Origin of the sequence: Streptomyces sp. NBC_01288 (assembly GCF_035982055.1) — a bacterium.
Lineage (GTDB): Bacteria > Actinomycetota > Actinomycetes > Streptomycetales > Streptomycetaceae > Streptomyces.
The window spans coordinates 8,059,756-8,083,525 of record NZ_CP108427.1 but is presented as its reverse complement, the minus strand read 5'-3'; the positions used below and the strand labels follow the sequence as shown (position 1 = coordinate 8,083,525).

The window sequence follows — 23,770 nt, the reverse complement described above, 5'->3', positions numbered from 1 at the left end:
AGTCACTGGTTGACCGCCTTCCGCACGAGTGCCGCTGCCTCGGTCCGGCCGAGGAGGCCGTCCGCGACGACGGTGACGATCCGTCGTACGACCGTGTCGCCGGGCGCCATCGGCAGCCGCTCCTCTGACGCCAACGACGCGCCCACGCCCGGGTATTCGGCGGTGCGGACGAACCACGGGTCCTGGCGGGAGCGGTCCGTGGCGCCGGCGAAGACCAGCGTCCAGCCGGTGCCGGCGAGGGCGAGCCAGTCGGCGCGGGTGCCGTGGATCTCCGGTTCGCCCTCGTGGTCGGCGGTGAAGACGCGCGGGGTCTCCGCCTCCTTGCGGGCCCGCCAGAAGAAGCCGCCGTACGCGGCTCCGGGGCGGCCGTTGGTGGCGGGGCTGCCGATCGAGAGGGCGTCCGGCGTCACGTTGGTGAGGGAGAAGGTGAAGTCCAACGCCCAGGCGGTGTCGGTGAGTTCGGTGGCCGCGACCGTACGGCGTTCGCGGAGCAGCTCGGCACCGGAGGCCACCCAGCGCAGCTCCTCCACGAAGCCGTCGGGGTCGCGGAGTTGGAAGGCGGAGTGGCGTTGGGCGCCGTGGTTGTCCAGTTCCGTGGGGCCCTGGTCACGGACGTAGGTGCGGCCGCCCCAGAAGTTGTGCCCCTCGACGTCGGGAACGGCTACACCGACGCCGAGGTGGTGGGTGTGGTCGACGGGGCTGAGTTCGGTGACCGCGGTGCCCGCCAGGGTGGTCACGGGGTGCAGGTAGGGGCGCGGGGAGAGCCGGTCGGGCAGCTCGGGCCGGGTGACGTACCGGGCGACCGGGCGGCCCGCGACGCGCAGCACCGGCGTGTCATGGGTGATCATCAGGTGCTCACCTCTTTCGGTGGGGCCCAGGAGGCGCCCAGCTCGGAGTAGAGGGCGAGGGTGTCGGCCGCCGCCGTGACCAGGGCGTCGATGCCGGGGACGACCCGGCGGTTCTCGGCGGTCAGCAGGTGCCAGGCATCGGTGGGGAGTTGGGCCGGGTCGGGAGCCTCGCGGATCGCTTCGACGACCTTCATGAAGGCGCCTGTCGCGTCCGGTTCGACCAACAGCTCGGCGCCGTCGGTGAGATGGGCGACCAGGTTCTCCAGCAGGTCCGTGCTGCCGTACTCGAACTCCTCCGGGCCGTGGCCCGCGCGCTGGAGCAGGACGCGGTCCTGCTTGTACCAGTAGGTGATCCGGCCCTCGGTGCCGTGCACCAACACGTAGGGCTCGCCGGGGTGTTCGGCGCACAGGGTCACGGCGACGGTGACCGGGCGGCCCTGGACGGTGGTGACGCGGACGCAGGAGGTGTCGTCGGACTCGATGTCGTTGGCGCGCACGAGTTCCGTCTCGATGCGGACGACGTCCTCGGCGCGGGCCGTGTCGTTGAGGGCGAGGGCGGTGGCCACGGCGTGCGCGAGGGGGTTGGTGAGCGCGCCGTCGATCACGTCGACGCCGTTCAGGCGCCGCTTGCCGGCCCAAGGGGCACGCCGGTAGTACGCCTCGTCGCGCGCCCAGGCACCGGCTCCGCCGACCCCGGTGAGCGTGCCGATCGCGCCCTTCTCGATCAGCTCGCGGACCGCGGGCACGGCGTGCGAGCCGAGCGACTGGAACCCGATCTGGCAGACCACCCCGGCCGCGGCGACCCCGTCGGCCATCCGGCGGAACTCGGCGTACGAGGGCGCGGGCGGCTTCTCCAGCAGCAGGTGCACGCCTCGCTTCGCGGCGGCCAGGGCGAGGTCCGTGTGGGTCGGGATCGGGGTGCAGATCACGGCCACCTGGGCGCCGGTGGAGTCGAGGAGGGCACCGAAGTCCGGTGACTGCGCGGGGAGTTCGCCCCCGAACTCCTCCTCGGTCAGCGGGGTCAGCTCGCAGATTCCGGCGAGCTGTACGAGCCCCTTGTCCTGGAGCCGGCGGATGTTCTCGACGTGCCAGCGGCCGTGACCCCGGGCGCCCGCGAGGACGATGGGGACGGGCGGGACGAGGGGTGTGGTGACTGCCGTGGCCGCGGGTGCGGTGACGGTCGTAGGACCGGTGGCGGTGACGGTCGTAGGACCGGTGGCGGTGACGGTCGTAGGACCGGTGGCGGGTGTCATGGGATTCTCCCTGCGTCGACGATCTTCGCCAGCAGGGTAAGCGGTTGCCTCATCCCTTCACCGCCCCCGCGCTGAAGCCGGTGATCAGCCACTTCTGGATGAAGGCGAACACGATCACCACCGGTATCGCCGCGACGATGCCGCCGGCGGCGAGTGCGCCGAGGTCGACGCTGTCCGCGCTCATCAGGGTGTTGAGGCCGACCGGGATCGTCTGCTTGCTCTGGTCGGAGAGGAACATCAGGGCGAAGAGGAAGTGGTTCCAGGCGTGCACGAAGGCGAAGGAACCGACGGCGATCAATCCGGGCCGCAGCAGCGGGAGGACGACGATGCGGAACGCGGCGAAGCGGTTGCAGCCGTCGACCCAGGCGGCCTCTTCGAGGGACTGCGGGACGTTCCGGATGAAGCCACTGATCAGGATCATCGAGAGCGGGAGCTGGAAGACGGTCTCCGCGAGGATGACGCTGCCGAGCGAGTTGATCATCTGGAGCTTGGCGAAGATCTGGAACAGCGGGACCAACAGCAGGGCGCCCGGCACGAATTGGGAGCAGAGCAGGGCCAGCATGAAGGCGCGCTTGACCTTGAACTCGAAGCGGGCGAGCGCGTAGCCGCCGGCGAGGGCGACCACGGTGGTGAGAATCAGGGTGGCGACGCCGACGTAGACGCTGTTCTGGAAGTAGACGCCGAAGCTGCGTTCCGTCCACACCTTCTGGAAGTGGTCGAGGGTCATCGGCCAGGGGACCAGGGAGGTCGAGCCGGCCGGGCGGAACGCGAAGAGCAGGATCCAGTAGAAGGGGATCAGGGTGAAGACGAGGTAGATCCCCAGAGGGAGGTAGATCTGCCAGCGCGGGACCTCGTCCCAGGCGCGGCGGACCTTGCGCGGCTGCTGCGGTGCGGCGGACTCCCGCTCGCGGGCCGGAGCGATCTCGGTGATCACTTGTCGCCGCCTCCGAACTTGCTCAGGCGCAGATAGATGATCGAGAAGAAGAGCAGGATGACGAAGGCGACCGTGGTGAGGGCGGACGCGTAGCCGAAGTTGTGTGCCTCGACGCTGGTGTTGGCGACGTAGAGCGGGAGCGTGGTCGTCTCGCCGGCCGGGCCGCCGCCCGTGAGGGTGTAGAGGAGGTCGACGTTGTTGAACTCCCAGACCGCGCGCAGCAGTGTGGAGAGCACGATCGCGTCCTTGAGGTGCGGCAGTGTGATGTGCAGGAACTGCTTGAAGCGGCTGGCGCCGTCGACCTCGGCGGCCTCGTAGAGGTCCTTCGAGACGGACTGGAGGTCGGCGAGGATGAGGATCGCGAAGAAGGGGACGCCTCGCCAGAGGTCCGCGACTACGGCTGCGGAGAAGACGGTTGAGGGGTCGGAGAGCCAACTCGTGCCGTACTGGCCGATTCCCATGTCGGCGAGGTAACGGGTCACGCCCGTCTGGGAGTTGTAGAGCAGCACCCAGATCGCGGAGGTCAGGACGCCCGACACGGCCCACGGGGAGAACACCAGCGCGCGGCCGATGGACCGGCCCACGAAGGTCTGGTTGACGATCAACGCGAGGGCCAGTCCGAAGAGGAGTTGGAGGCCCACCTCTACGACGACCCACTTGGCGCTGAAGGTCAACGTGTCCCAGAACTGGGGGTCGTTGGTGAAGGCGTGGGTGAAGTTGTCGAGGCCCGCGAAGCCATTGCGCCATGGCTTGGTGGGGTTGTAGTTCTGCAGGCTGTAGTAGAAGACGCTGATGACCGGGTAGGCGATGAAGCCCAGCATGAGCAGGGCGGCCGGGGCGATCAGCAGGTACGGGAGCCTGCGCGGGGTCGCGGAGGCACGGCGCCGCCGGGGTGGCGCGGGCGGTTTCGCCACGGCTGCGGCTTGGGCCATGACTGTTCTCCGTTCCAGTGGGGCGGGTGCAGAAGGTGCGGGTGCGGGTGCGGGTGCGGGTGCGGTTCAGGTACAGGAAGCGCTTGCTCGACAGACATGCGAATGACGGGGGTGCTCAACCGGCGTACGGGTCAGGCACCTTGCCCGGTCGCGCGAGGAACTCGAAGTCGCAGCCGGTGTCCGCCTGGGTGATCTGGTCGTTGTAGAGCGCGCCGTAGCCGCGCTCGTACCGTGCGGGCGGCGGTGTCCACTCCGCCCCGCGTCGCTCCAACTCCTCGTCGTCCACGTTGAGTTGGAGGGTGCGCGCCTCGACGTCCAGGGTGATGGTGTCCCCGGTCCGGACGAGCGCCAGTGGTCCGCCGACGTACGACTCGGGCGCGATGTGCAGCACGCACGTGCCGTAACTCGTCCCGCTCATCCGGGCGTCGGAGATCCGGACCATGTCCCGGACGCCCTGCTTGAGGAGGTGGTCGGGGAGCGGGAGCATGCCGTACTCGGGCATGCCGGGGCCGCCCTTGGGGCCCGCGTTGCGCAGCACCAGCACGCTGTCGGCGGTGATGCCCAACTCCGGGTCGTTGATGGTGCGTTGCATGGTCCGGTAGTCGTCGAAGACGACCGCGGGGCCGGTGTGCTTGAGCAGGTGCGGTTCGGCGGCGATGTGCTTGATGACGGCGCCGTCCGGGCAGAGGTTGCCGCGCAGGACGGCGACCCCGCCCTCGCTCGCGACCGGGTTGTCGCGCGGACGTATGACGTCGTCGTTGTGCACCCGCGCGCCGTCGAGCTGCTCGCGCAGGGTGTCGTACGAGACCGTCGGGCGGTCCAGGTGGAGCAGGTCGGTGATGCGGGAGAGGAAGCCGGGGAGGCCGCCGGCGAAGTGGAAGTCCTCCATGAGGTAGGTCTGTCCGCCGGGCCGTACGTTCGCGAGGACCGGGACCGTGCGGGCGATGCGGTCGAAGTCGTCGAGTGTGAGGTGGACGCCCGCGCGGCCGGCCATGGCGATGAGGTGGATCACGGCGTTGGTGGAGCCGCCGAGGCCGAGGACGGTGGTGACCGCGTCCTCGAAGGCTTCCGGGGTGAGGATCGACGAGAGAACACGCCCCTTGTGGACTTGTTCAACGATCTTCATGCCGGATTGCGCGGCCATCCGATCGTGCCCCGAGTCCACGGCGGGGATGCTCGACGCGCCCGGCACGGTCACGCCCAGCGCCTCCGCCGCGGCCGTCAGCGTGGACGCCGTCCCCATGGTCATGCAGTGCCCGGGCGACCGCGCGAGGCCGCTCTCCAGTTCGGTCATCTCGCACTCGCCGATGAGGCCGGCGCGCTTGTCGTCCCAGTACTTCCACATGTCGGTGCCGGAGCCGAGGATCTCGTTGCGCCAGTGGCCCGGCAGCATCGGTCCGGCGGGGACGAAGACGGTGGGCAGGTCGACGGAGGCGGCACCCATCAGGAGCGCGGGCGTGGACTTGTCGCAGCCGCCCATCAGTACGGCGCCGTCCACGGGGTACGACCGCAGCAGCTCCTCGGTCTCCATCGCGAGGAGGTTGCGGTAGAGCATCGGGGTCGGCTTCTGGAAGGTCTCGCTGAGCGTGGAGACCGGGAATTCCAGCGGGAAGCCGCCCGCCTGCCACACCCCGCGCTTCACGGCCTGGGCGCGCTCGCGGAGGTGCACATGGCAGGGATTGATGTCCGACCAGGTGTTGAGGATCGCGATGACGGGCTTGCCGAGGTGTTCCTCGGGGAGGTAGCCGAGCTGGCGGGTGCGGGCCCGGTGGCTGAAGGAGCGCAGCCCGTCGGTGCCGTACCACTGGTGGCTTCTGAGCTCTTCCGGTGCCTTCATACGGACCATCCGGCGGCTATCGCGGCGACCTCGGCGCGCTCGCTCTCGGGCAGGGGCCTGCTGGGCGGACGTACGTCACGACGGCACAGGCCGAGGGACGCAAGCGCTTCCTTGACGATCGTGACGTTGTTCGCGGAGCCGTTCGCGGCCCTTAGCTCCTCAAAACGGCGGATCTGCTCCCACACCTTCATCGCCCCCGGGTAGTCCCCTGATCGAAGCGCTTCGATCATGTTCAGCGAGACGGACGGAGCGACGTTCACGAGCCCTGAGGTGAAACCGGTGGCGCCCGCCGAGAAGTAGGAGGGCGCGTACGGTTCGGCCAGCCCGGCCACCCACACGAAGCGTTCGAGCCCCGCGTCCCGGGCGAAGGCGGCGAAGCGGGCCGCGTCCGGGACGGCGTACTTGACGCCGATCACGTTCGGGCAGTCGTCGGCGAGTTCGGCGAGGCGGGCGCCGAGGAGTTGGGCGTTGCGGATGTACGGGACGACGCCCAGGTCGGGCACGGCCTCGGCGATGGCGCGGTGGTAGTCGACCCAGCCGTCCTGCGAGACGTAGGGGTGGACGGGCTGATGGACCATCACCATCTGGGCGCCGAGGGCGCGGGCGTGCCGGGCGGAGGCGATGGCGGTGGGGACGTCGTGTCCGACGCCGACGAGGATCGCGGCGCGTCCGCCCGCCTCGTCGATGGTCAACTCCGTTACGAGTTGCCGCTCTTGAGGGGTGAGGGCGTAGAACTCGCCGGTGTTGCCGTTCGGCGTGAGGACGCCGACGCCGCCGTCGAGCAGGCGGCGGAGCAGGGTCCGGTGGGTGTCCTGGTCGACGGTGCCGTCCTCGGCGAACGGGGTCACGGGGATCGCCACCACGTTGGCCAGGGCGGTGCGTTGGGCCTCGAACGTCGCCGTCATACCCGACTGTCCTCTCCGTGGGAGTCCTGTGCGTGGGTGTCCTGTCCGTGGGTGTCCTGCCCGTGGGCACCCCGCCCTTGGGTCTCCAACTCGGTCCCGGGGAAGGCCCGTTGGACAAACGACGCGATGTGGGCGTGCAGTGCGGTGGCCGCGCCGTCCGCGTCACCGTCGAGGGCGAGCCGCAGGATCTCCCGGTGTTCGCCGGCCTCCCGTTCCCAGGAGGGTGAGGCGGCCCAGGCGACGGCGGAGACGAGGGCGGCCTGGTCGCGGACCTCGTCGAGCATCCGGCCGAGCAGCGGGTTGCCGCACGGCAGGTACAGGGCGCGGTGGAACTCCCGGTTGGCGAGGGAGCGTTCGGCGGTGTCGGTGGCCTCGTCGGCGCGGGTCAGGGCGTCGCGCGCGGCGTCCAGGGAGGCGTGGCGATGTACGGCCCGCCGTAGCGCCTCGGGTTCGAGGAGCAGCCGTACGTCGTACACCTCGCGCGCCATGTCCGCGTCCACCATGCGCACCGTGACGCCCTTGTACTGGTTCATCACGACGAGCCCGGTACCGGCCAGGGTCTTGAGCGCCTCGCGCACCGGGGTCTTGGACACCCCGAACTGTGCGGCGAGGTCGGTCTCGACCAGGGGCTGACCCGGCGTCAACTGACCGGTGAGGATGCGGCGTTTGATCTCCTCCTGCACGTACTGCGTGCGGGACGGGATCGGCGTGGGCACAGAGGTCATGCGCGCCTCTCGGATGTGACGTGGCCGCGGGGCGCGGAGCAGATGACACACGTCCGGCTCGCTTGTCCGGCCCTCGTGTATCCGATCTCGCGTATCGCGTCTCATATATGACGTACGAAGTACGACGGGTTGAAGGTAGGAGCGCGCTTTTGTTTCGTCAATGCTTCTGACAGAAGAACCGGCAACCGGCCCCGGCGGGGCGTCACATGGTCTTGGTGACGCCTTCCAGCGCGGCGGAGGTCCGGCCGGGGAAGATCGCGGCGGCGCGTTCCAGGGCGGCTTCGCGGGTGAGGGTGGGTCCCACGTGGGTGATGAGGAGTTCGCGCGCGCCCTTGGCGCAGGCGCCCGCGTCCTCGGGCGTGAGGTGGACCTGGCGTTCGCCTTCGCGATGCCGGTCGATGTCGGCCTCGCACAGGAACACGTCGGCGCCGCCCGCGAGTTCGGACAGCGCCTCGCAGGGTCCGCTGTCCCCGGAGTACCCCAGGACACTCCCCTGGCACTCGGCGCGCAGCCCGTACGCCTCGGTGTCGTGGACGACGGCGCGTGCGGTGAGTCGAAGGTTCCAGTGCCGGACGGCGTGGCCGTCGTAGAGCGAGCGGAAGTCGAAGACGCCGCTCAGGAACCGGACGTCCGGCTGCCCGAAGAAGCCGGCGAGCCGGCGGGCGCAGTCCTGCGGGGCGTAGAGCGGGATCGGGGAGGTCGGGGTCATCCCGCCGTAGGCGAACGCGTAGGCGGCGGCGAGGAGATCTGCGCTGTGGTCGGCGTGCAGATGCGAGATCCAGATCGCGGTGAGCCGCGCCGGATCCGTGTGCCGCTGCAACTCAGCGAACGTCCCCGTCCCCGCGTCCAGCCACACCTCGGCCCCGCCGCCGCGCAGCAGATACCCGGAGCAGGGGCGGCCGGGGCGCGGATGCGGGGAGGCTGTGCCGAGGACGGTCAGACTGAGAGGCATGGTGGGGAAGAGTACGGTTCCGGGACCCACGGCGCTCATGTTTCGGGGTGGTGTGTGGGGGCTGGGGGTGAGGTGGGCTATGGGGGTTGGATTCGGGGCGGCCGACGTTTGGCGGGGTTCGGCTTCGGGGGGGCGTGGCTCGGGGCTGGGTGGCCTACGGCGTTTCAGCTCGCGGGCGTGCCGACGCCAGGCTTTGGGTGCAGGTCAGCAGCTGCGACCCGCGTCACACCGCCGACAGCCCACGGCGCGCCGCTCTTCCCGCCGAAGCACACCACCCCGGCCCGCTACACCCCGCGACCTCCCCCGCCTCCCGCTACGCCTTCCACCCCGGGTCGCGTCCGCTGAGCCCCAACGTCCGTTCCAGCAACGGCGCTTCCCCCGGTACCGGCACCACCGGGCCGAAGATGCCGCCCCCGCGGGTCGGGTCCTGTGTGGCTGCGAGGAGGAAGCCGTATGACGTCTGGAGTGCGGCCGGGTCGGGGTCGTAGGGGCGGCCGGTGGCCACTGCCAAGTCCCAGCCGTGGATGACCAGTTCGTCGGCTACGACGGCCGCGGCGACCGCGCCGGGGAGGTCGATGCCGCCCGCGCGGGTCATGCCGGTCCAGGCGGCCGGGTCGCGCCAGGCCTCGGCCAAGTCGTCGAGGACTTTGGGGAGTTGCTCGCGCCAGTCGGGGCCGATGTCGGGGGCGGCGGCGCCCGGGTCGGTGTCGGTCGTGGCGCCCAGGTCCTTGCGCGCGGCGTCGCGGAAGGCGACGGAGAGGCCGAGCACGTGCCCCAGCATGTTGCGTACGGCGAGTTCGGGACACGGCGTCCCGTCCGTCAGTTGTTCGTCGGTCACCCCCTCGGCGAGCCGCGCGATGACCCGGGTCTGGGGGCCGAGGTCGAGGATCGTGTCGTCGGTCATGCGAATCTCCTCAGGGATTGGGCTCCGCTCATGAGGTAGACCGACAGCGGCCCCGAAACTCATCGCGCACCCCCGCCACGCCCCCTTCACCCCGCGTTTCTACGGCACCTGCCCGATGCCACCGCCCCCGCCTTAGACCCACGATGACCAGGCATGACGACAAACTGGACCGTGCCGCGCATCCTGCGGGACCGCAACGCGGGGCTGTATTTCGTGGGCCTGGTGGTGTCCGCTTTCGGCTCGTCCGCGATGAACCTGGCGGCCGGCGTGTGGGTGAAGGACCTGACCGGCTCGAACGGCCTGGCCGCGCTCTGCGTGTTCGCGATCTGGGCGCCGACCCTGTTCGGCCCGGCCCTCGGCACGATCGCCGACCGCGTCCGCCGCAAGCCCCTGCTGATCCGGACGAACCTCGGCCTGGCCGCCCTCCTCCTCACCCTCTTCGCCGTCCACTCGCGGGCCGACCTGTGGCTCCTCTTCGCGGTCCTGTTCCTCTACGGCACCACCGTCGTCGTCCAGGACCCCGCCGAGTCGGCCCTCCTCACCGCCGCCGTCGACCGGGACCTCCTCGGTGACTTCAACGGGCTGCGGATGACGGCCGTAGAGGGCATGAAGCTGGTCGCGCCGCTGACGGGCGCGGGCCTGTACGCCGCGTTCGGCGGGTCCGCGGTGGGCTTCCTGGACGCGGTCACGTTCGCGCTGGCAGCGGGCCTGTGGCTGCTCGTCCGCGTGCACGAGGAACGGCCGGAGCGCCCCGCCGGCACCTGGCGGACGCAAACCGCCGAGGGCGTCCGCGAGTTGTGGGGGCATCCCCTGCTGCGCCCGCTGGTCCTGGCGGGCGGCGCCATGATGTTCCTCGCCTCCCTGAGCAGTTCCACGACCTACGCCCTCGTCGACGCCCTCGGGCACGCCCCGACCTACACCGGCGTGCTGTACACGGCCCAGGGCATCGGCTCGGTGGCGGTCGGACTGGTCTCCGGGCCCGCGCTACGACGGCTCGGCGAGCGCCGGTTCGGGGCGGCCGGGATCGCGCTCACCGCGGTCGCGGTGGCCGCGCGGGCGGTGCCGTCCGACCCGGTGGTGCTGGCGAGCAGCGTGGCGATCGGCCTGGGGCTGCCGTGCGCGCTGATCGCCGCGTTCACCGCCGTACAGCGTGAGGTGCCGGGCCCGCTGCTGGGCCGGGCGAGCGCGACCGCCAACACGCTGATCTTCACACCGAACGTGATCGGGCTGGGGGCGGGAGCGGCGCTGGTCGAACTGGCCGACTTCCGGCTGCTGTTGATCCTGATCGGCCTAGCGTTGCTCGCAACGGGCGCTTCACTGGCGCTGCTGGGGACGGGCGCGTCCCCGCCTCAGAGCCCGGCGAGCGCCTCCCGCACCTCCACCAGGTCCGCCTCCGACGCCAACCCCGCGTGATACAGCCGAAGTTCGGTCGCCCCGAGACTCCGGGCCCGTTCCGCGTCCGCCGCCAGCGCCCCCGGTCGGCCCCCCATCCCGGAGACCACCGTGAAGTTGGCGGCCAACACGGCCCGGTCCGCGCCCTGTTCGGCGAACGGGGTCAGGAGGCCCGTGCCGCCCGCGCAGGGGACGACCACGCCGTCGGCCACGGAGAGGATGTGTCGGGGGTCCACGCCCGCGTTGGCGCCGCAGTGGTACGACACCGGGTCCGCGTGGAGGAGTACCTGGAAGTCTGCGGGTGCGGCCGCGCGGACCGCCGCGACCGCCGTCTCCTGGAGGGTGCGTGCGCGGTCGTCGCGCCACGCGCGTGTGGCCGTCGCGTTCGTGTCGCCGAGGAGTTTCTCGACCCCCGCCCAGCCGCCGTCGGAGGGCGCGCCCTGCCACACCGGTTCCAGCGCGGCGCGTACCGTCGCCGCCAACTCCTCGGCGTCGAGGCCCTGTTCGCCGTAGCCCCCCTGGCAGGTCGGGCAGAAGCACAGGGCCATCAGGTACTGGCCGGCGTCCCCGAGGGGGATTCCCGCCGTCTTGTCGTGGGCGTGGAGATGGGTGAGGCCGTACCAGCCGAGGGACTCCAGTTCGGTGCCGCGCGCGCCGGGGCGTACGGCTGCCTCGGCGGCGAGGTCGACGAGGTACGCGCGCGTGGCGGGCTGCGCGATGCAGGGGGCCCAGGGGTAGCGGTCGCCGTAGGCGTTGGCGACGGAGATGCTCGGATGGTCCGCGCCCAGGCGGGAGTTGTGGGCGAGGACGACCCAGGTGTGCACCTCCAGGCCCGCGTCCGCGAGAGCCGCGGCGGCCTCGCCGTAGGCGTCGCCCGGCGCCCAGTCGCCGGCCGCGTACGGCTTCAACTCCCGTCCCTGCCAACGGTTGTCCGTGGGGTACAGGACGGCCGCGTGCTCGGCGGTGACGATGCGGTGGCTCGGGTGGCGGGGGGTCAGCGCGCGCGTGGAGTGGTACGCGGAGGCCAAGGTCACCTGCTGGACGCCTAGTTGGGCGATCCTGGCGCCCGCCTCCGGGTCGCCGTTGACATCCCAGGGGTAGACGAACGCCGACGCCTTCACGCGCCCTCCTCGATCCGCGATGCGACCTGTGACTCGACCTCTGACTCGACCTGTGACTCGATCTCCGACTCGATCAACGTATAGCCGCGCTCGATGAGTTGGGCCAGTTGCTTCACGTGGTCCTCGGTCGGTTCCGTCAGCGGCGGGCGGACCTCGCCGACGTCCAGCCCCCGCATCCGCACCCCCGCCTTGACGAGCGAGACGGCGTAACCGCGTCCCTGGGCGCGCAGTTCGACGAACGGCAGGTAGAAGCCGTCGAGGAGGCGGTTGGCCGTGGTGTCGTCGCCGGTGGCCAGCGCGCGGTGGAAGGCGAGCGCGATCTCGGGGACGAAGCAGAACACGGCGGAGGAGTAGAGGGTGATGCCGATGCCCCGGTAGGCGAGCTGGGTCTGTTCGGCGGTCGGGAGTCCGTTGAAGTAGAGGAATTCGCCGGGAACTTCGGCGCGTACGGTGCTCACGATCCGCTGCATGAGGTCGAGGTCGCCGAGGCCGTCCTTGAAGCCGATGATGCCCTCGGTGCGGGCGAGTTCGACCACCGTGGCGGGGGTGAAGACGGCGTTGTCGCGCTGGTAGACGATGACGGGCAGCGCGGTCGCCGCGGCCACCTCGCGGTAGTGCCGCAGGAGCCCCTCCTGCCCGGCGACCACGAGGTATGGCGGCATGGCGAGCAGCCCGTCCGCCCCGGCGGCCTCCGCGAGCCGTGCGTACCGTACGGCGAGCGCGGTGCCGTAGCCCGCACCCGCGATCACCGGTACCCGACCCTCGGTCGCCTCCACGGCGGCCCGTACGCACGCCTCGAACTCCTCGGGCAGCAGGGCGTGGAACTCCCCGGTGCCGCAGCACGCGAACACGGCGGCGGCCCCGGCCTCGACGCCTCGGCGGACATGCGCGCGGTAGACGTCGAGTTCGACGGCGCCGTCGGGGCCGTACGCGGTGACGGGGAAGAAGAGCGGCCCGCTGGGGATACTGAGCCGGTCGGCGAGAGGGGCTGGCGTCACGGGCTCTCCCTTGAAACAGGCGCGTACGTTCTTCTGATCAACGTCTACATTTCTGAACAGCCCCACCCTAAGGATCTGCCTCAGGGTGGGTCAAGCAGGCAAATGAGCAAGAAGGAAGCGGATTTCCCAGGTCCACGCCACACTTGACGGGTATGGCGGACGATCCTTAGCTTGTCCATGCATGTGAATATCATTCATGGATGAGGCCAGCCATCCACCGTCGATCCCAAGGAGACCGAGGATGCCCGCTCCCCGCACCGTTCTGCTCACCGGCGCCGCAGGCGGGCTCGGCACCCTGATGCGGGAGCTGCTTCCCTCCTACGGATACGAGCTGCGGCTGCTCGACCTCCGCCCGATCGAGGGCGAGCCGGACGCGATCACCGCCGACCTCTCCGACCGGGCGGCGCTGCGCGAGGCCGTGCGGGGCGTCGACGCGATCATCCATCTCGCGGGCATCTCCCTGGAAGCCTCCTTCGACAAGATCCTCAAGTCGAACATCGAGGGCACGTACAACCTCTACGAGGCCGCCCGCGAGGAGGGCGTCCCCCGTATCGTCTTCGCCTCCTCCAACCACGCGGTGGGCTACACCCCGAGGCCTCAAGGTGACGACCCCCTGATCCCGATCGACACCCCGCACCGCCCCGACACCTTCTACGGCCTGTCGAAGTCCTTCGGCGAGGATCTGGCTCAGCTCTACTGGGACAAGCACGGCCTGGAGACCGTCTCCGTACGCATCGGCTCCTGCTTCGCCGAGCCCAGCAGCGTGCGCATGCTGTCCGTCTGGATGAGCCCCGCCGACGGCGCCCGCCTCTTCCACGCGGCCCTGACCGCCGAGAACGTCCGGCACACGGTCGTCTACGGCTCCTCCGCCAACACCCGCCTGTGGTGGGACCTGTCGACCGCGCGGGCGCTCGGTTACGAGCCGCAGGACGACTCCGAGCCGTACGCCGAGAAGATCGTCGCCGAGCAGGGCGAGCTCCAGCCGGACGTCGAGGCGCACGCCTATCTCGGCGGCCACTTCGTGAACGACCCGCCGATCTGGCCGTACTGACACGGGCGGTACCGATATGGGCGGCACTGACACGGGCCGTACATCCGGTCGTACCGACGGGAAAAGGCACTCCGGAGACACGGGCGGGCACCGAACGGGCCCGCCCGCAGGCATGTTCGGGCACGGACGCTGCCCGATCTCACGCCCCGGCGCACAGCCGCGCAGGTCCGCGACGGGCACAGCGCCCGGTAAACGGTCACACACGGGCAGCATCGGGCGTGCAACAGGCCTGGTCAGTGCCGCGCACCCGCTGTAGAACTTCCCCCAAGGGTCGCACCGGGCCCGAACGGGCAGTACTCCAGATGAGCGGGAAGGCGGTGTCGGCCATGGGCACGAGTTCGGCGGAGGAGCGTCAGCGGGAGATCGTGCGGGCCGCGCGCCGCACCGGCTCGGTCGACGTCACCGCGCTCGCCGCCGAGCTGGGCGTGGCCAAGGAGACCGTACGGCGCGATCTGCGCGCCCTGGAGGACCACGGGCTGGTCCGCAGGACCCATGGCGGCGCCTACCCCGTGGAGAGCGCCGGTTTCGAGACGACGCTCGCCTTCCGCGCCACCAGCCATGTCCCGGAGAAGCGCCGGATCGCGGTCGCCGCGGCCGAGCTGCTCGGGGACGCCGAGACCGTCTTCGTCGACGAGGGCTTCACCCCACAGCTCATCGCCGAGGCGCTGCCCAGGGACCGGCCGCTGACCGTGGTCACCGCGTCCCTGCCCGTGGCGGGCGTGCTCGCCGAGTCGGAGAACACCTCGGTGCTGCTGCTGGGCGGCCGGGTCCGGCACGGCACCCTCGCCACCGTGGACCACTGGACGACGAAGATGCTCGCCGGCTTCGTCCTCGACCTCGCCTTCATCGGCGCCAACGGCATCTCCCGCGAACACGGCCTGACCACGCCCGACCCCGCTGTCAGCGAGGTCAAGGCACAGGCCATCCGCGCCGCCCGGCGCACCGTGTTCGCGGGCGTGCACACCAAGTTCGGGGCGGTGAGTTTCTGCCGGTTCGCCGAGATCGGCGCCCTGGAGACGATCGTCACGAGCACGCTGCTCCCGTCGGCCGAAGCCCACCGCTACTCGTTGCTGGGGCCACAGGTCATACGCGTCTAGAGCGTCACGAGCGCCTAGAACGCCGTTTGGAATTCCAACTCACTCTCTACGTAGGGCGCAGCCATGCCCGGCGACGCCTTTGTCACCCCATAAGTCCAACTCCCCTTACTTGCAGGAGCGATCCATGCGAACCCAGAGCCGACGACGGCCGCCGCGAGCCACGCTCGCCCTGGCCGCCGTAGGGACGCTGCTCGCCCCGCTGCTCTCCGGCTGCTGGGTCGGAGCGGGCGGCGCCGGATCCGGCGGCAACTCGATCAACGTCCTCATGGTCAACAACCCCCAGATGACCGAACTCCAGAAGCTGGCCCCGCACTTCACGAAGGAGACCGGCATCAAGGTCAACTTCACGGTGCTGCCCGAGAACGACGTCCGCGACAAGATCAGCCAGGACTTCGCCAACCAGGCCGGCCAGTACGACGTAGCGACCCTCTCCAACTACGAGATCCCGATCTACGCCCGCAACGGTTGGCTGCACGAGATGGACTCGTACGTGGCGAAGGACCCGGCCTACGACGAGCAGGACATCCTCAAGCCGATGCGCGAGTCCCTGACCGCGGACGACGGCAAGCTCTACGGGCAGCCGTTCTACGGCGAGTCGTCCTTCCTGATGTACCGCAAGGACGTGCTCGCCGAGAAGAACATCACGATGCCCGCGCACCCGACCTGGACCCAGGTGGCCGACATAGCCGCCAAGGTCGACGGCGCGAAGCCGGGCATGAAGGGCATCTGCCTACGCGGGCTGCCCGGTTGGGGCGAGTTGATGGCGCCGCTGACCACCGTGGTGAACACCTTCGGGGGGACCTGGTTCACCAAGGACTGGAAGGCGCAGCTCGACTCCCCCGGCTTCGAGCAGGCGACGAAGTTCTACGTCGACCTGGTCCGCAAGCACGGTGAGTCCGGCGCGGCCCAGTCCGGCTTCGCCGAGTGCCTCAACAACCTCACCCAGAGCAAGGTCGCCATGTGGTACGACGCCACGTCGGCGGCGGGCTCGCTGGAGGCCAAGGGCTCCCCGGTGAAGGGCAAGATCGGCTACGTCCCCGCGCCCGTCGAGAAGACCAAGTCCTCCGGCTGGCTGTACACGTGGGCCTGGGGCATCCAGAAGGCGTCCCACAACTCCGACAAGGCCTGGAAGTTCGTGTCCTGGGCGTCCAGCAAGCAGTACGAGCAGTTGGTCGGCGACACGGACGGCTGGTCGAACGTGCCGGCCGGCAAGCGCGCCTCGACGTACACGAACCCGGACTACGTCAAGGAGGCCGCGGCCTTCCAGGAGATGACGAAGGCCGCCATCGAGGGCGCCAAGCCCAATGACCCCGGCGTGCAGCCGCGGCCCGCGCCCGGCATCCAGTTCGTCGACATCCCCGAGTTCACCGACCTCGGTACGAAGGTCTCGCAGGAGATCAGTTCGGCCATCGCCGGACGGCAGTCCGTCGAGTCGGCCCTGAAGAAGTCCCAGAAACTCGCCGAACAGATCTCCAAGGAGTACGAGGGACGATGACCGCCACGACAACGGCCCCTCTGGCCGCCAGTCCGACCCGTACCGCGCGACAGCCATCGGACAAGCTGCGCGCCTGGGCCACCCGCGCCCCGCTGCTCCCCGCCCTGATCTTCATGATCGTCGTGACCCAACTCCCGTTCGTGGCCACGCTGGTGATCTCGTTCTTCGACTGGAACGCCCTCTACCCGAAGGCCCGGCACTTCACCGGTCTCGACAACTACCACCAGGTCCTGACCGACGCGGACCTGCGCCACTCGGTGTGGACGACCATCCTGCTCACCGTGGCGGTGGTGCTGGCCAGCCTGGTCCTGGGCCTGCTGCTCGCGCTGCTCCTGGACCGGAAGTTCCGCGGCCGGGGCTTCGTCCGCACGCTGCTGATCGCCCCGTTCCTGGTGGTGCCGGTGGCCGCGGCCCTGCTCTGGAAGCATGTGCTCTACAACCCTGAATACGGCCTGCTCAATGGGCTGTTGCACTATGTGGGCGGCCCACAGCCGGACTGGATCTCCAACACTCCGCTGCTCGCGGTCGAGGCATCACTGGTGTGGCAGTGGACGCCGTTCATGATGCTGATCCTGCTGGCCGGGCTACAGAGCCGCGACCAGCAGCAGATCGAGGCCGCGAAGGTGGACGGCGCGAACGACTGGCAGGTCTTCCGCTATCTGACCCTCCCGCACCTGCGCCGCTACCTCGAACTCGGCGGTCTGCTGGGCTCGATCTACATCGTGCAGAACTTCGACGCGGTCTTCACGATCACGTCGGGCGGCCTGGGCACCGCCAATCTGCCCTACACCGTCTACCAGAGCTTCTACCAGGCCCACGAGAACGGTCTCGCCTCGGCGGCCGGTGTCCTGGTCGTCATCGGCTCGATCATCATCGCGACCTTCGCCCTGCGCGTCGTGTCGTCCCTGTTCCGTGAGGAGGCGTCCCACGCATGAGCAGTGTCGCCGTACGCGTGCGTGCCCGCCGCAAAGGAGCGGGCCTCGGCCTGGTGGCCTGGCTCCTCGGTATCGTGTTCTTCCTGCCCATCGCCTGGATGGCGCTGACGTCCTTCCACTCGGAGACGGACGCGGCGACCAACCCGCCGTCCTTCGGGGCCGCCCTCACCCTGGACGGCTACCGGGACTTCTTCGGCACCGGAGGCGGCGCGAGCCCCTGGCCCGCGCTGGTCAACTCGCTTGTCGCGTCCGTGGCTTCGACGGCCTTCGTACTGTTGCTGGCGTTCCCGGCGGCCTACGCGCTGTCGATCCGCCCAGTGAGGAAGTGGACCAACGTCCTGTTCTTCTTCCTCTCCACGAAGATGCTCCCCGTGGTGGCGGGCCTGCTGCCGATCTACCTGTTCGCGAAGAACGCGGGGATGCTGGACAACATCTGGCTCCTGGTCATCCTCTACACCTCCATGAACCTGCCGATCGCGGTGTGGATGATGCAGTCCTTCCTCGCCGAGGTCCCGGTCGCCGTCATCGAGGCGGCGCAGATCGACGGCGCCCGGCTGCCGACCATCCTCGCGCGCGTGGTGGCCCCGATCTCCCTCCCGGGTATTGCCGCGACAGCTCTCATCTGCTTCATCTTCAGCTGGAACGAGCTGCTGTTCGCCCGGGTCCTCACGGGTGTGGTCGCCGAGACCGCCCCGGTGTTCCTGACCGGCTTCATCACCAGCCAGGGCCTGTTCCTGGCGAAGGTGTGCGCCGCGTCGCTCGTCATCTCCCTGCCGGTGCTCGCCGCGGGGTTCGCCGCCCAGGACAAGCTGGTCCAGGGCCTCTCCTTGGGAGCCGTCAAATGAAGGCCGCCGTCATCGAGTCCGTGGGCCGCGCCGTCGTCACCGAGGTCCCGGACCCGACGCCGGGTCCCCGCGAGGTCGTCGTCGAGGTCGCCGCCTGCGGGCTGTGCGGCACCGATCTGCACATCCTCCAGGGCGAGTTCGCGCCCAAGCTGCCGATCGTGCCGGGCCACGAGTTCGCCGGCGAGATCGTCGCGGTCGGCACCCAGGTCACCGAGGTCTCGGTCGGCGACCAAGTAGCCGTAGACCCGTCCCTCTACTGCTACGAGTGCCGGCAGTGCCGCAACGGACACAACAACCTCTGCGAACGCTGGGCCGCGATCGGCGTCACCACGGCGGGCGGCGCGGCCCAGTACGCACTCGCCCCGGTGGCGAACTGCGTGAAGCTCCCCGAGCACGTCCGCACCCAGGACGCGGCCCTCGTGGAGCCGCTGTCGTGCGCGGTGCGCGGCTACGACGTCCTCAAGTCCCGCCTCGGCGCGCACGTCCTGATCTACGGCTCCGGGACCATGGGCCTGATGATGCTGGAGCTGGCCAAGCGCACCGGCGCGGCGAGCGTCGACATCGTGGACCTGAACCCGGCCCGCCTGGAGACCGCCCGCACGCTCGGTGTCTCCGGCTCCGCGGCGAACGCGGACGAGCTGGACCGGCCGCAGGGCTGGGACCTCGTGGTCGACGCGACCGGCAACGCGGCGGCGATCCAGGACGGCCTGGACCGGGTGGCGAAGGCGGGCACGTTCCTCCAGTTCGGGGTGGCCGACTACGCGACCCGGGTGTCGATCGACCCGTACCGCATCTACAACCAGGAGATCACCATCACCGGCTCCATGGCGGTGCTGCACAGCTTCGAGCGGGCTGCGGAGCTGTTCGCGAACGGGGTCCTCGACCCGGAGATCTTCATCAGCGACCGGATCGAGCTGGAGCGGTATCCGCAGGCGCTGGAGCAGTTCGCGGCGGGAGTGGGCCGGAAGATCGTGGTGATTCCCTAGCCCGCGGGCGGGATCAGGGGCGGTTTCGAGCCGGTGGTTCCAAGGGTTGGCCAATTGGTCGCTTGGTAAGGGAACGGCAAAATGGTCTCGGTCGTTCACGAGTCATGACAGCTATGACCCCCGGCTCGAACATCCCTCTCTCCGCCGCGCGCGTGACGGTGGACGTCGCCGCCCCGGTGCGGCTCGACGTATCGGGCCTGCTGCTCACGGGCGACGGCAAGGTGCGCTCCGACGACGACTTCATCTTCTACAACCAGCCGACGGGCCCCGGCGTGACCTACCGCTCCGGCGGCGGTACGGCACCCGACGCGATCACCGTCGACACCGGCGCCGTCCCGCCGGGCATCGAGAAGATCGTCGTCACCGCCAGCCCGGACGCGGCCGGCCAGAGCTTCCAGGGCGTCGAACCCACGGCCACGATCCGCAACGCGGACGACAACAGCGTCCTGGGCACCTTCACACCCCCGCAGCTCGGCGCCGAGACGGCCTTGGTGGTCGTCGAGATCTACCTCCGCAACGGCGTCTGGAAGGCCCGCGCGGTAGGCCAGGGCTACGCGAACGGCCTGGCGGGCATCGCCACGGACTTCGGCGTCTCGGTGGAGGAACCGGCTCCGACACCGGCTCCGGTGGCCCCGCCCACTCCGACGGTGCAGACCCCGGTGGCACCTCCGGTACCGCAGGCTGCCCCGGCTCCCCCGCCGCCGCCCGCCGCACCGCCGCTCGGCGCCGGAAAGATCAACCTCGACAAGGGCCGCGTCAGCCTCCAGAAGAACCAGACGGTCTCCCTGGTCAAGGGCGGCCGCCCGCTCCTCTCCCAGGTCAAGATGGGCCTCGGCTGGGAGCCCGCGTACCGCGGGAAGGACATCGACCTGGACGCGTCGGTCATCGCCTACGGCCCGCAGCGCAACCACGTCGACAGCTGCTACTTCGGCAAGCTCTCGATCCTGAACGGCGCGATCAAGCACTCCGGCGACAACCTCACGGGCGAGGGCGGCGGTGACGACGAGGTGATCGTGGTCGACCTCGGCCGCATCCCCCAGGAGGTCACCGGCCTGGTCTTCACGGTCAACTCCTTCTCCGGCCAGAAGTTCACCGAGGTCGCCAAGGCCTACTGCCGCCTCCTGGACGCCGCGACCGGCGAGGAACTGGTCCGCTTCGACCTCACCAACGCCGAGTCCCAGACCGGCGTCATGATGGCCAAGCTGGTCAAGCAGTTCACCGGCGAGTGGGACATGACCGCGATGGGCGACTTCGTGAAGTCCCGCACGGTGAGAGGCATGGTGAAGCCGGCGGCCCAGGCGCTGTAACCACCACACACAGTCCTACGACCGCTGCGGGCGCCCCTTCCGAGGGGCGCCCGGCGTTCACTCCGACCGGGCAGCGGGCCGCAGCCCGTCCGTCAGCAGGGACAGATAACGGCGGATGTACTTGCCCTGCCCGTTCGCCAACTCCGAGGCCGTGGACACCCCGTGGGCGAGCCGCAGGACCTCGATCGGCTCGATGTCCTGACGCAGGGTCCCCTCCCGCTGCGCCGCCTCGACCAGCCGCTGTGCCGCGCTCTTCATATGCGTACCGCAGGCCGTGAGCGCGAGATTGCCGCCGTCCGTCACGGCCGAGCCCAACAGGGCCTTCATACCGCGCACTTGGTTTGTGCCGACGCACACCTCGTACAGCCACTCGGCCAGCGCCTCGCCCGGCGGCAGTTCCTTCGCCAGCTCGTCGGCGCGGGTCCCGAGCGCCTCGATCCGGTCGACGTAGGCCGCCTCCAACAGCGCCTGCCGGGTGGGGAAATGCCGGTACAGCGTCCCTGACCCGACGCCCGCGCGCTTGGCGATGTCGTCGAGGGACGCGTTCTCCCCGTGCTCGGCGAAAGCCTCCGCCGCCACCTTCAGCAGCCGCTCATAGTTGCGCCGGGCGTCCGCGCGCATGGGTCTGACCTGCGCCATCCAGATACTCCTTGCGAACCGGGGACTGTCTCCGTATCTTACCGAGTACTAAACGGAGACAGTCCCCGCTTAACTTTGCGGGCAGTCCGTGCTGCCCGCACGCCTTTCACACGGGGACGCCAGACCGGGAGAACTCCATGTCCACCCCGTCCGCACCGTCCACCACCGATGCTCTCTCCGCACCACCCCGACCCGCCAGGCTCGGCACCGTCCTCTTCGTCGTCGTCGCCGCCTACTTGATGGTCGGCGTCGACTCCACCGTCGTCAACGTCGCACTGCCCGCCATCCAGAAGGATCTCGGCTTCAGCCCCACCGGGCTGTCCTGGGTCCTCAACTCCTACACGCTCGCCTTCGGCGGGCTGCTTCTGCTGGGCGGCCGGGTCGGAGACATCGCGGGCCGCCGCCGTACGCTCACGATCGGTGTCCTGCTCTTCGCCACGTCCTCCCTGCTCGGCGGACTCGCCACCGACAGCGCCTGGCTGCTCGCGGCCCGCTCACTACAGGGTGTGGGCGCCGCGCTCATCGCGCCCAACACGCTCGCCCTGATCACCACCAACTTCCCGGAGGGCCCGCGCCGTCACCACGCGCTCGGCATCTACACCTCCATGGCCGGCATCGGCGCCTCGATAGGCCTGGTCATCGGCGGCATGCTGACCTCCTGGGCATCCTGGCGCTGGTCCCTGCTGATCAATGTGCCGATCGGTGTCGCGGTCGCTCTCGCCCTCCCCCGCTTCGTCGGCGAAACCCCGCGCCACGCAGGGCAGTTCGACGCGGCGGGCGCGCTCACCGGCACCGCCGGGATGACCTCGCTGGTGTACGCGTTCATCCGGGTCTCGTCGGACGGATGGGGCGACGCGCAGGCGCAGTTGGGGTTCAGTTTCGCGGCGGCCCTGCTGGCGGGCTTCACCCTGGTCGAGTCCCGCGCCGCCCAACCCATCATGCCGCTGCGCCTGTTCGCGAGCCGCAACCGCGCGGGCGGCTACGCGGGCGTCCTGCTGCTGCCGGCCGGCATGTTCGGCGCGTTCTACTTCCTCACCCTGATCAGCCAACGGGTCCTGGACTACAGCCCGTTGCGCGCGGGCTTCGCGTTCCTGCCGATGACGCTGGCGCTGTTCACGGTCGTGCGTCTCGTACCGCGCCTGCTGGCCCGCTTCGGCGCCAAGCCGGTGCTGCTCACGGGCATGGCCCTGCTCGTCACCTCGGCCGGGTGGCTGTGGCAACTCCGCCCGGGCGACGACTACTTGACCGGACTGCTCGGCCCGCTCGTCCTCATGGGCCTGGGCGTCGGCCTCAGCTTCATGCCACTCAACGCGACGATCCTCGCGGGCATCGCACCCCGCGAGGCGGGCGCCGCGTCCGGTCTCCTTCAGACCCTCCAGTGGCTCGGCGGCACCCTCGGACTGTCCATCCTGGTCACGGTGTTCGGCACGGCGACCCGGCACGCGACCGGGTCACCGTCCGAGATCCTCGTCCACGGATCGGCCAGGGCGTTCGGCGTCGGCGCGCTGATCGCCCTGACCGCGCTGCTGGTGTCGGCGTTCGTGATCACCGGGAGGAAGACCGAGGGGGCCGGGAGGGCTGCCGCGAAGGCTCCCTAGAACAGCGCGCTGTACGCGTTCAGCGCGGGCTGGCCGCCGAGGTGGGCGTAGAGCACGGTGGAGTCGGCGGCGATCTCACCGCGGGCGACCAGGTCGATCATCCCGGCCATGGACTTGCCCTCATAGACAGGGTCGGTGACCATTCCCTCGGTGCGGGCGGCGAGGCGCATCGCCTCCAGGGTGGTCTCGTCCGGGATGCCGTAGATGCCGGCGTGGTAGCGGTCGTCGAGTTCGACGTCGTCGAGGGTCAACTCACGCTTGACGCCGATCAGTTGGGCGGTGCTCTGGGCGATGCGGGCCACCTGCTCGCGGGTCTCGGCGGGCTTCGCCGAGGCATCGATGCCGAGCACCCGGCGCTCGCGGCCGCCCGCCTCCTCGATCGACCGGAACCCGGCGACCATGCCGGCCTGGGTGGAGCCGGTCACCGAGCACACCACCACGGTGTCGAAGAAGACGCCCAACTCCTGTTCCTGTTGGGCGACTTCGTGGGCCCAGTTGGCGAAGCCGAGGCCGCCGAGCGGGTGGTCGGAGGCGCCGGCCGGGATGGCGTACGGCTTTCCGCCGCCCTCCTCGACCTCCCTCAGCGCCTGCTCCCAGCTCTCCTTGAAGCCGATGCCGAACCCGGCCTTCACCAGGCGTACGTCCGCTCCGGCGAGGCGGCTGATCAGGATGTTGCCGACCTTGTCGTAGACGGAGTCGGGCCACTCCACCCAACTCTCCTGGATCAGCACGCACTTGAGCCCGGCGCGGGCGGCGCAGGCCGCGACCTGGCGGGTGTGGTTGGACTGCACGCCGCCGATCGAGACGAGGGTGTCGCAGCCCTTCGCGAGGGCGTCGGCGACGAGGTACTCCAGCTTGCGGGTCTTGTTGCCGCCGTACGCGACACCGGAGTTGCAGTCCTCGCGCTTGGCCCACAGGGCGGCGCCGCCGAGGTGCGCGGTGAGGCGCTCCAGCGGGTGGACGGGCGAGGGGCCGAAGAGGAGGGGGTAACGGTCGTACGAGGAAAGGGACATGAG

General features: G+C 70.0%; 22 protein-coding genes. 9 read left to right on the top strand and 13 right to left on the bottom strand.

Annotated elements, in window-relative coordinates:
- Nucleotides 1-2: 2 nt before the first annotated feature.
- From OG194_RS36315 to OG194_RS36275, 9 genes are all read right to left on the bottom strand, one after another.
- A complete protein-coding gene (locus OG194_RS36315; protein ID WP_327404986.1) occupies nt 3-848 on the bottom strand; it encodes a PmoA family protein in 846 nt (281 codons plus the stop codon).
- A complete protein-coding gene (locus OG194_RS36310; RefSeq protein ID WP_327404985.1) occupies nt 848-2,101 on the bottom strand; it encodes a Gfo/Idh/MocA family protein in 1,254 nt (417 codons plus the stop codon). The genes OG194_RS36315 and OG194_RS36310 overlap by 1 nt, the downstream gene beginning before the upstream one ends.
- Nucleotides 2,102-2,150: 49 nt before the next feature.
- The gene (locus OG194_RS36305) at nt 2,151-3,035 is read right to left on the bottom strand and encodes a carbohydrate ABC transporter permease (RefSeq protein WP_317770403.1); all 885 of its coding nucleotides are present in this window, start codon (nt 3,033-3,035) and stop codon (nt 2,151-2,153) included.
- Nucleotides 3,032-3,967, bottom strand: a complete 936-nt coding sequence (locus tag OG194_RS36300; RefSeq protein ID WP_200713566.1) for a carbohydrate ABC transporter permease — start codon at nt 3,965-3,967, stop codon at nt 3,032-3,034. The genes OG194_RS36305 and OG194_RS36300 overlap by 4 nt, the downstream gene beginning before the upstream one ends.
- Before the next feature lie 115 nt (nt 3,968-4,082).
- A complete protein-coding gene (gene araD / locus OG194_RS36295; RefSeq protein ID WP_327404984.1) occupies nt 4,083-5,813 on the bottom strand; it encodes an L-arabinonate dehydratase in 1,731 nt (576 codons plus the stop codon).
- The gene (locus OG194_RS36290; protein ID WP_327404983.1) at nt 5,801-6,709 is read right to left on the bottom strand and encodes a dihydrodipicolinate synthase family protein; all 909 of its coding nucleotides are present in this window, start codon (nt 6,707-6,709) and stop codon (nt 5,801-5,803) included. Before OG194_RS36290 ends, araD begins: the two co-directional genes overlap by 13 nt.
- Nucleotides 6,706-7,434 (bottom strand): GntR family transcriptional regulator, encoded by a 729-nt coding sequence (locus OG194_RS36285; protein WP_327404982.1) that lies wholly within the window; start codon nt 7,432-7,434, stop codon nt 6,706-6,708. Before OG194_RS36285 ends, OG194_RS36290 begins: the two co-directional genes overlap by 4 nt.
- A 202-nt stretch (nt 7,435-7,636) precedes the next feature.
- Nucleotides 7,637-8,386, bottom strand: coding sequence for an MBL fold metallo-hydrolase (locus OG194_RS36280; RefSeq protein ID WP_327404981.1), 750 nt, complete (start codon nt 8,384-8,386; stop codon nt 7,637-7,639).
- A gap of 313 nt (nt 8,387-8,699) precedes the next feature.
- Complete coding sequence (locus OG194_RS36275) at nt 8,700-9,290, bottom strand: TIGR03086 family metal-binding protein (protein ID WP_327404980.1); 591 nt, start codon at nt 9,288-9,290, stop codon at nt 8,700-8,702.
- A gap of 153 nt (nt 9,291-9,443) precedes the next feature.
- Here OG194_RS36275 and OG194_RS36270 point away from each other — a divergent pair, with 153 nt between their 5' ends.
- Entirely contained in the window at nt 9,444-10,703 is a 1,260-nt protein-coding gene (locus OG194_RS36270; protein WP_327404979.1) for an MFS transporter, read from the top strand.
- Here OG194_RS36270 and OG194_RS36265 read toward each other — a convergent pair.
- Both OG194_RS36265 and OG194_RS36260 read right to left on the bottom strand, forming a co-directional pair.
- A complete protein-coding gene (locus tag OG194_RS36265) occupies nt 10,640-11,803 on the bottom strand; it encodes a hypothetical protein (RefSeq protein ID WP_327404978.1) in 1,164 nt (387 codons plus the stop codon). The two genes, OG194_RS36270 and OG194_RS36265, sit on opposite strands and share 64 nt — an antisense overlap.
- Nucleotides 11,800-12,801 (bottom strand): 5-dehydro-4-deoxyglucarate dehydratase, encoded by a 1,002-nt coding sequence (locus OG194_RS36260; RefSeq protein WP_327404977.1) that lies wholly within the window; start codon nt 12,799-12,801, stop codon nt 11,800-11,802. The genes OG194_RS36265 and OG194_RS36260 overlap by 4 nt, the downstream gene beginning before the upstream one ends.
- A 241-nt stretch (nt 12,802-13,042) precedes the next feature.
- Between OG194_RS36260 and OG194_RS36255 the strand changes: the two genes are divergently transcribed.
- The 7 genes from OG194_RS36255 (at nt 13,043) to OG194_RS36225 (ending at nt 20,517) form a co-directional block, all read left to right on the top strand.
- Entirely contained in the window at nt 13,043-13,852 is an 810-nt protein-coding gene (locus tag OG194_RS36255; RefSeq protein ID WP_327404976.1) for an NAD-dependent epimerase/dehydratase family protein, read from the top strand.
- Nucleotides 13,853-14,178: 326 nt separating this feature from the next.
- A complete protein-coding gene (locus OG194_RS36250) occupies nt 14,179-14,949 on the top strand; it encodes a DeoR/GlpR family DNA-binding transcription regulator (protein ID WP_019067511.1) in 771 nt (256 codons plus the stop codon).
- A gap of 124 nt (nt 14,950-15,073) precedes the next feature.
- A complete protein-coding gene (locus OG194_RS36245) occupies nt 15,074-16,444 on the top strand; it encodes an ABC transporter substrate-binding protein (RefSeq protein ID WP_327404975.1) in 1,371 nt (456 codons plus the stop codon).
- A complete protein-coding gene (locus OG194_RS36240) occupies nt 16,441-17,379 on the top strand; it encodes a carbohydrate ABC transporter permease (protein WP_327404974.1) in 939 nt (312 codons plus the stop codon). The genes OG194_RS36245 and OG194_RS36240 overlap by 4 nt, the downstream gene beginning before the upstream one ends.
- Nucleotides 17,376-18,224 carry a carbohydrate ABC transporter permease gene (locus tag OG194_RS36235; protein WP_327404973.1) on the top strand — a complete coding sequence of 283 codons (849 nt, stop codon included), beginning with the start codon at nt 17,376-17,378 and terminating at the stop codon, nt 18,222-18,224. The genes OG194_RS36240 and OG194_RS36235 overlap by 4 nt, the downstream gene beginning before the upstream one ends.
- Nucleotides 18,221-19,210: a zinc-dependent alcohol dehydrogenase family protein gene (locus tag OG194_RS36230; RefSeq protein WP_327404972.1), complete on the top strand. Its 990-nt coding sequence runs from the start codon at nt 18,221-18,223 to the stop codon at nt 19,208-19,210. Before OG194_RS36235 ends, OG194_RS36230 begins: the two co-directional genes overlap by 4 nt.
- 113 nt (nt 19,211-19,323) lie before the next feature.
- Nucleotides 19,324-20,517 (top strand): TerD family protein, encoded by a 1,194-nt coding sequence (locus OG194_RS36225; RefSeq protein WP_327407331.1) that lies wholly within the window; start codon nt 19,324-19,326, stop codon nt 20,515-20,517.
- Nucleotides 20,518-20,574: 57 nt separating this feature from the next.
- Here the strand turns inward: OG194_RS36225 and OG194_RS36220 are convergent, their stop codons facing one another.
- Nucleotides 20,575-21,156: a TetR/AcrR family transcriptional regulator gene (locus OG194_RS36220; RefSeq protein WP_327404971.1), complete on the bottom strand. Its 582-nt coding sequence runs from the start codon at nt 21,154-21,156 to the stop codon at nt 20,575-20,577.
- A gap of 137 nt (nt 21,157-21,293) precedes the next feature.
- Between OG194_RS36220 and OG194_RS36215 the strand changes: the two genes are divergently transcribed.
- Nucleotides 21,294-22,754, top strand: coding sequence for an MFS transporter (locus OG194_RS36215; protein WP_327404970.1), 1,461 nt, complete (start codon nt 21,294-21,296; stop codon nt 22,752-22,754).
- Here OG194_RS36215 and OG194_RS36210 read toward each other — a convergent pair.
- On the bottom strand, nt 22,751-23,767 hold the full coding sequence (locus tag OG194_RS36210) for a 1-aminocyclopropane-1-carboxylate deaminase (protein ID WP_327404969.1): 1,017 nt from the start codon (nt 23,765-23,767) through the stop codon (nt 22,751-22,753). The genes OG194_RS36215 and OG194_RS36210 overlap by 4 nt on opposite strands.
- Between the last annotated feature and the right edge of the window lie 3 nt (nt 23,768-23,770).

Coding starts and splice junctions, on each gene's coding strand:
- OG194_RS36210 (WP_327404969.1), bottom strand. CDS start 23,767: ATGTCCCTTTCCTCGTACGACCGTTACCCCCTCCTCTTCGGCCCCTCG.
- OG194_RS36255 (WP_327404976.1), top strand. CDS start 13,043: ATGCCCGCTCCCCGCACCGTTCTGCTCACCGGCGCCGCAGGCGGGCTC.
- OG194_RS36280 (WP_327404981.1), bottom strand. CDS start 8,386: ATGCCTCTCAGTCTGACCGTCCTCGGCACAGCCTCCCCGCATCCGCGC.
- OG194_RS36240 (WP_327404974.1), top strand. CDS start 16,441: ATGACCGCCACGACAACGGCCCCTCTGGCCGCCAGTCCGACCCGTACC.
- OG194_RS36270 (WP_327404979.1), top strand. CDS start 9,444: ATGACGACAAACTGGACCGTGCCGCGCATCCTGCGGGACCGCAACGCG.
- OG194_RS36285 (WP_327404982.1), bottom strand. CDS start 7,434: ATGACCTCTGTGCCCACGCCGATCCCGTCCCGCACGCAGTACGTGCAG.
- OG194_RS36245 (WP_327404975.1), top strand. CDS start 15,074: ATGCGAACCCAGAGCCGACGACGGCCGCCGCGAGCCACGCTCGCCCTG.
- OG194_RS36235 (WP_327404973.1), top strand. CDS start 17,376: ATGAGCAGTGTCGCCGTACGCGTGCGTGCCCGCCGCAAAGGAGCGGGC.
- OG194_RS36310 (WP_327404985.1), bottom strand. CDS start 2,101: ATGACACCCGCCACCGGTCCTACGACCGTCACCGCCACCGGTCCTACG.
- araD (WP_327404984.1), bottom strand. CDS start 5,813: ATGGTCCGTATGAAGGCACCGGAAGAGCTCAGAAGCCACCAGTGGTAC.
- OG194_RS36225 (WP_327407331.1), top strand. CDS start 19,324: ATGACCCCCGGCTCGAACATCCCTCTCTCCGCCGCGCGCGTGACGGTG.
- OG194_RS36315 (WP_327404986.1), bottom strand. CDS start 848: ATGATCACCCATGACACGCCGGTGCTGCGCGTCGCGGGCCGCCCGGTC.
- OG194_RS36300 (WP_200713566.1), bottom strand. CDS start 3,967: ATGGCCCAAGCCGCAGCCGTGGCGAAACCGCCCGCGCCACCCCGGCGG.
- OG194_RS36220 (WP_327404971.1), bottom strand. CDS start 21,156: ATGGCGCAGGTCAGACCCATGCGCGCGGACGCCCGGCGCAACTATGAG.
- OG194_RS36230 (WP_327404972.1), top strand. CDS start 18,221: ATGAAGGCCGCCGTCATCGAGTCCGTGGGCCGCGCCGTCGTCACCGAG.
- OG194_RS36250 (WP_019067511.1), top strand. CDS start 14,179: ATGGGCACGAGTTCGGCGGAGGAGCGTCAGCGGGAGATCGTGCGGGCC.
- OG194_RS36275 (WP_327404980.1), bottom strand. CDS start 9,290: ATGACCGACGACACGATCCTCGACCTCGGCCCCCAGACCCGGGTCATC.
- OG194_RS36215 (WP_327404970.1), top strand. CDS start 21,294: ATGTCCACCCCGTCCGCACCGTCCACCACCGATGCTCTCTCCGCACCA.
- OG194_RS36290 (WP_327404983.1), bottom strand. CDS start 6,709: ATGACGGCGACGTTCGAGGCCCAACGCACCGCCCTGGCCAACGTGGTG.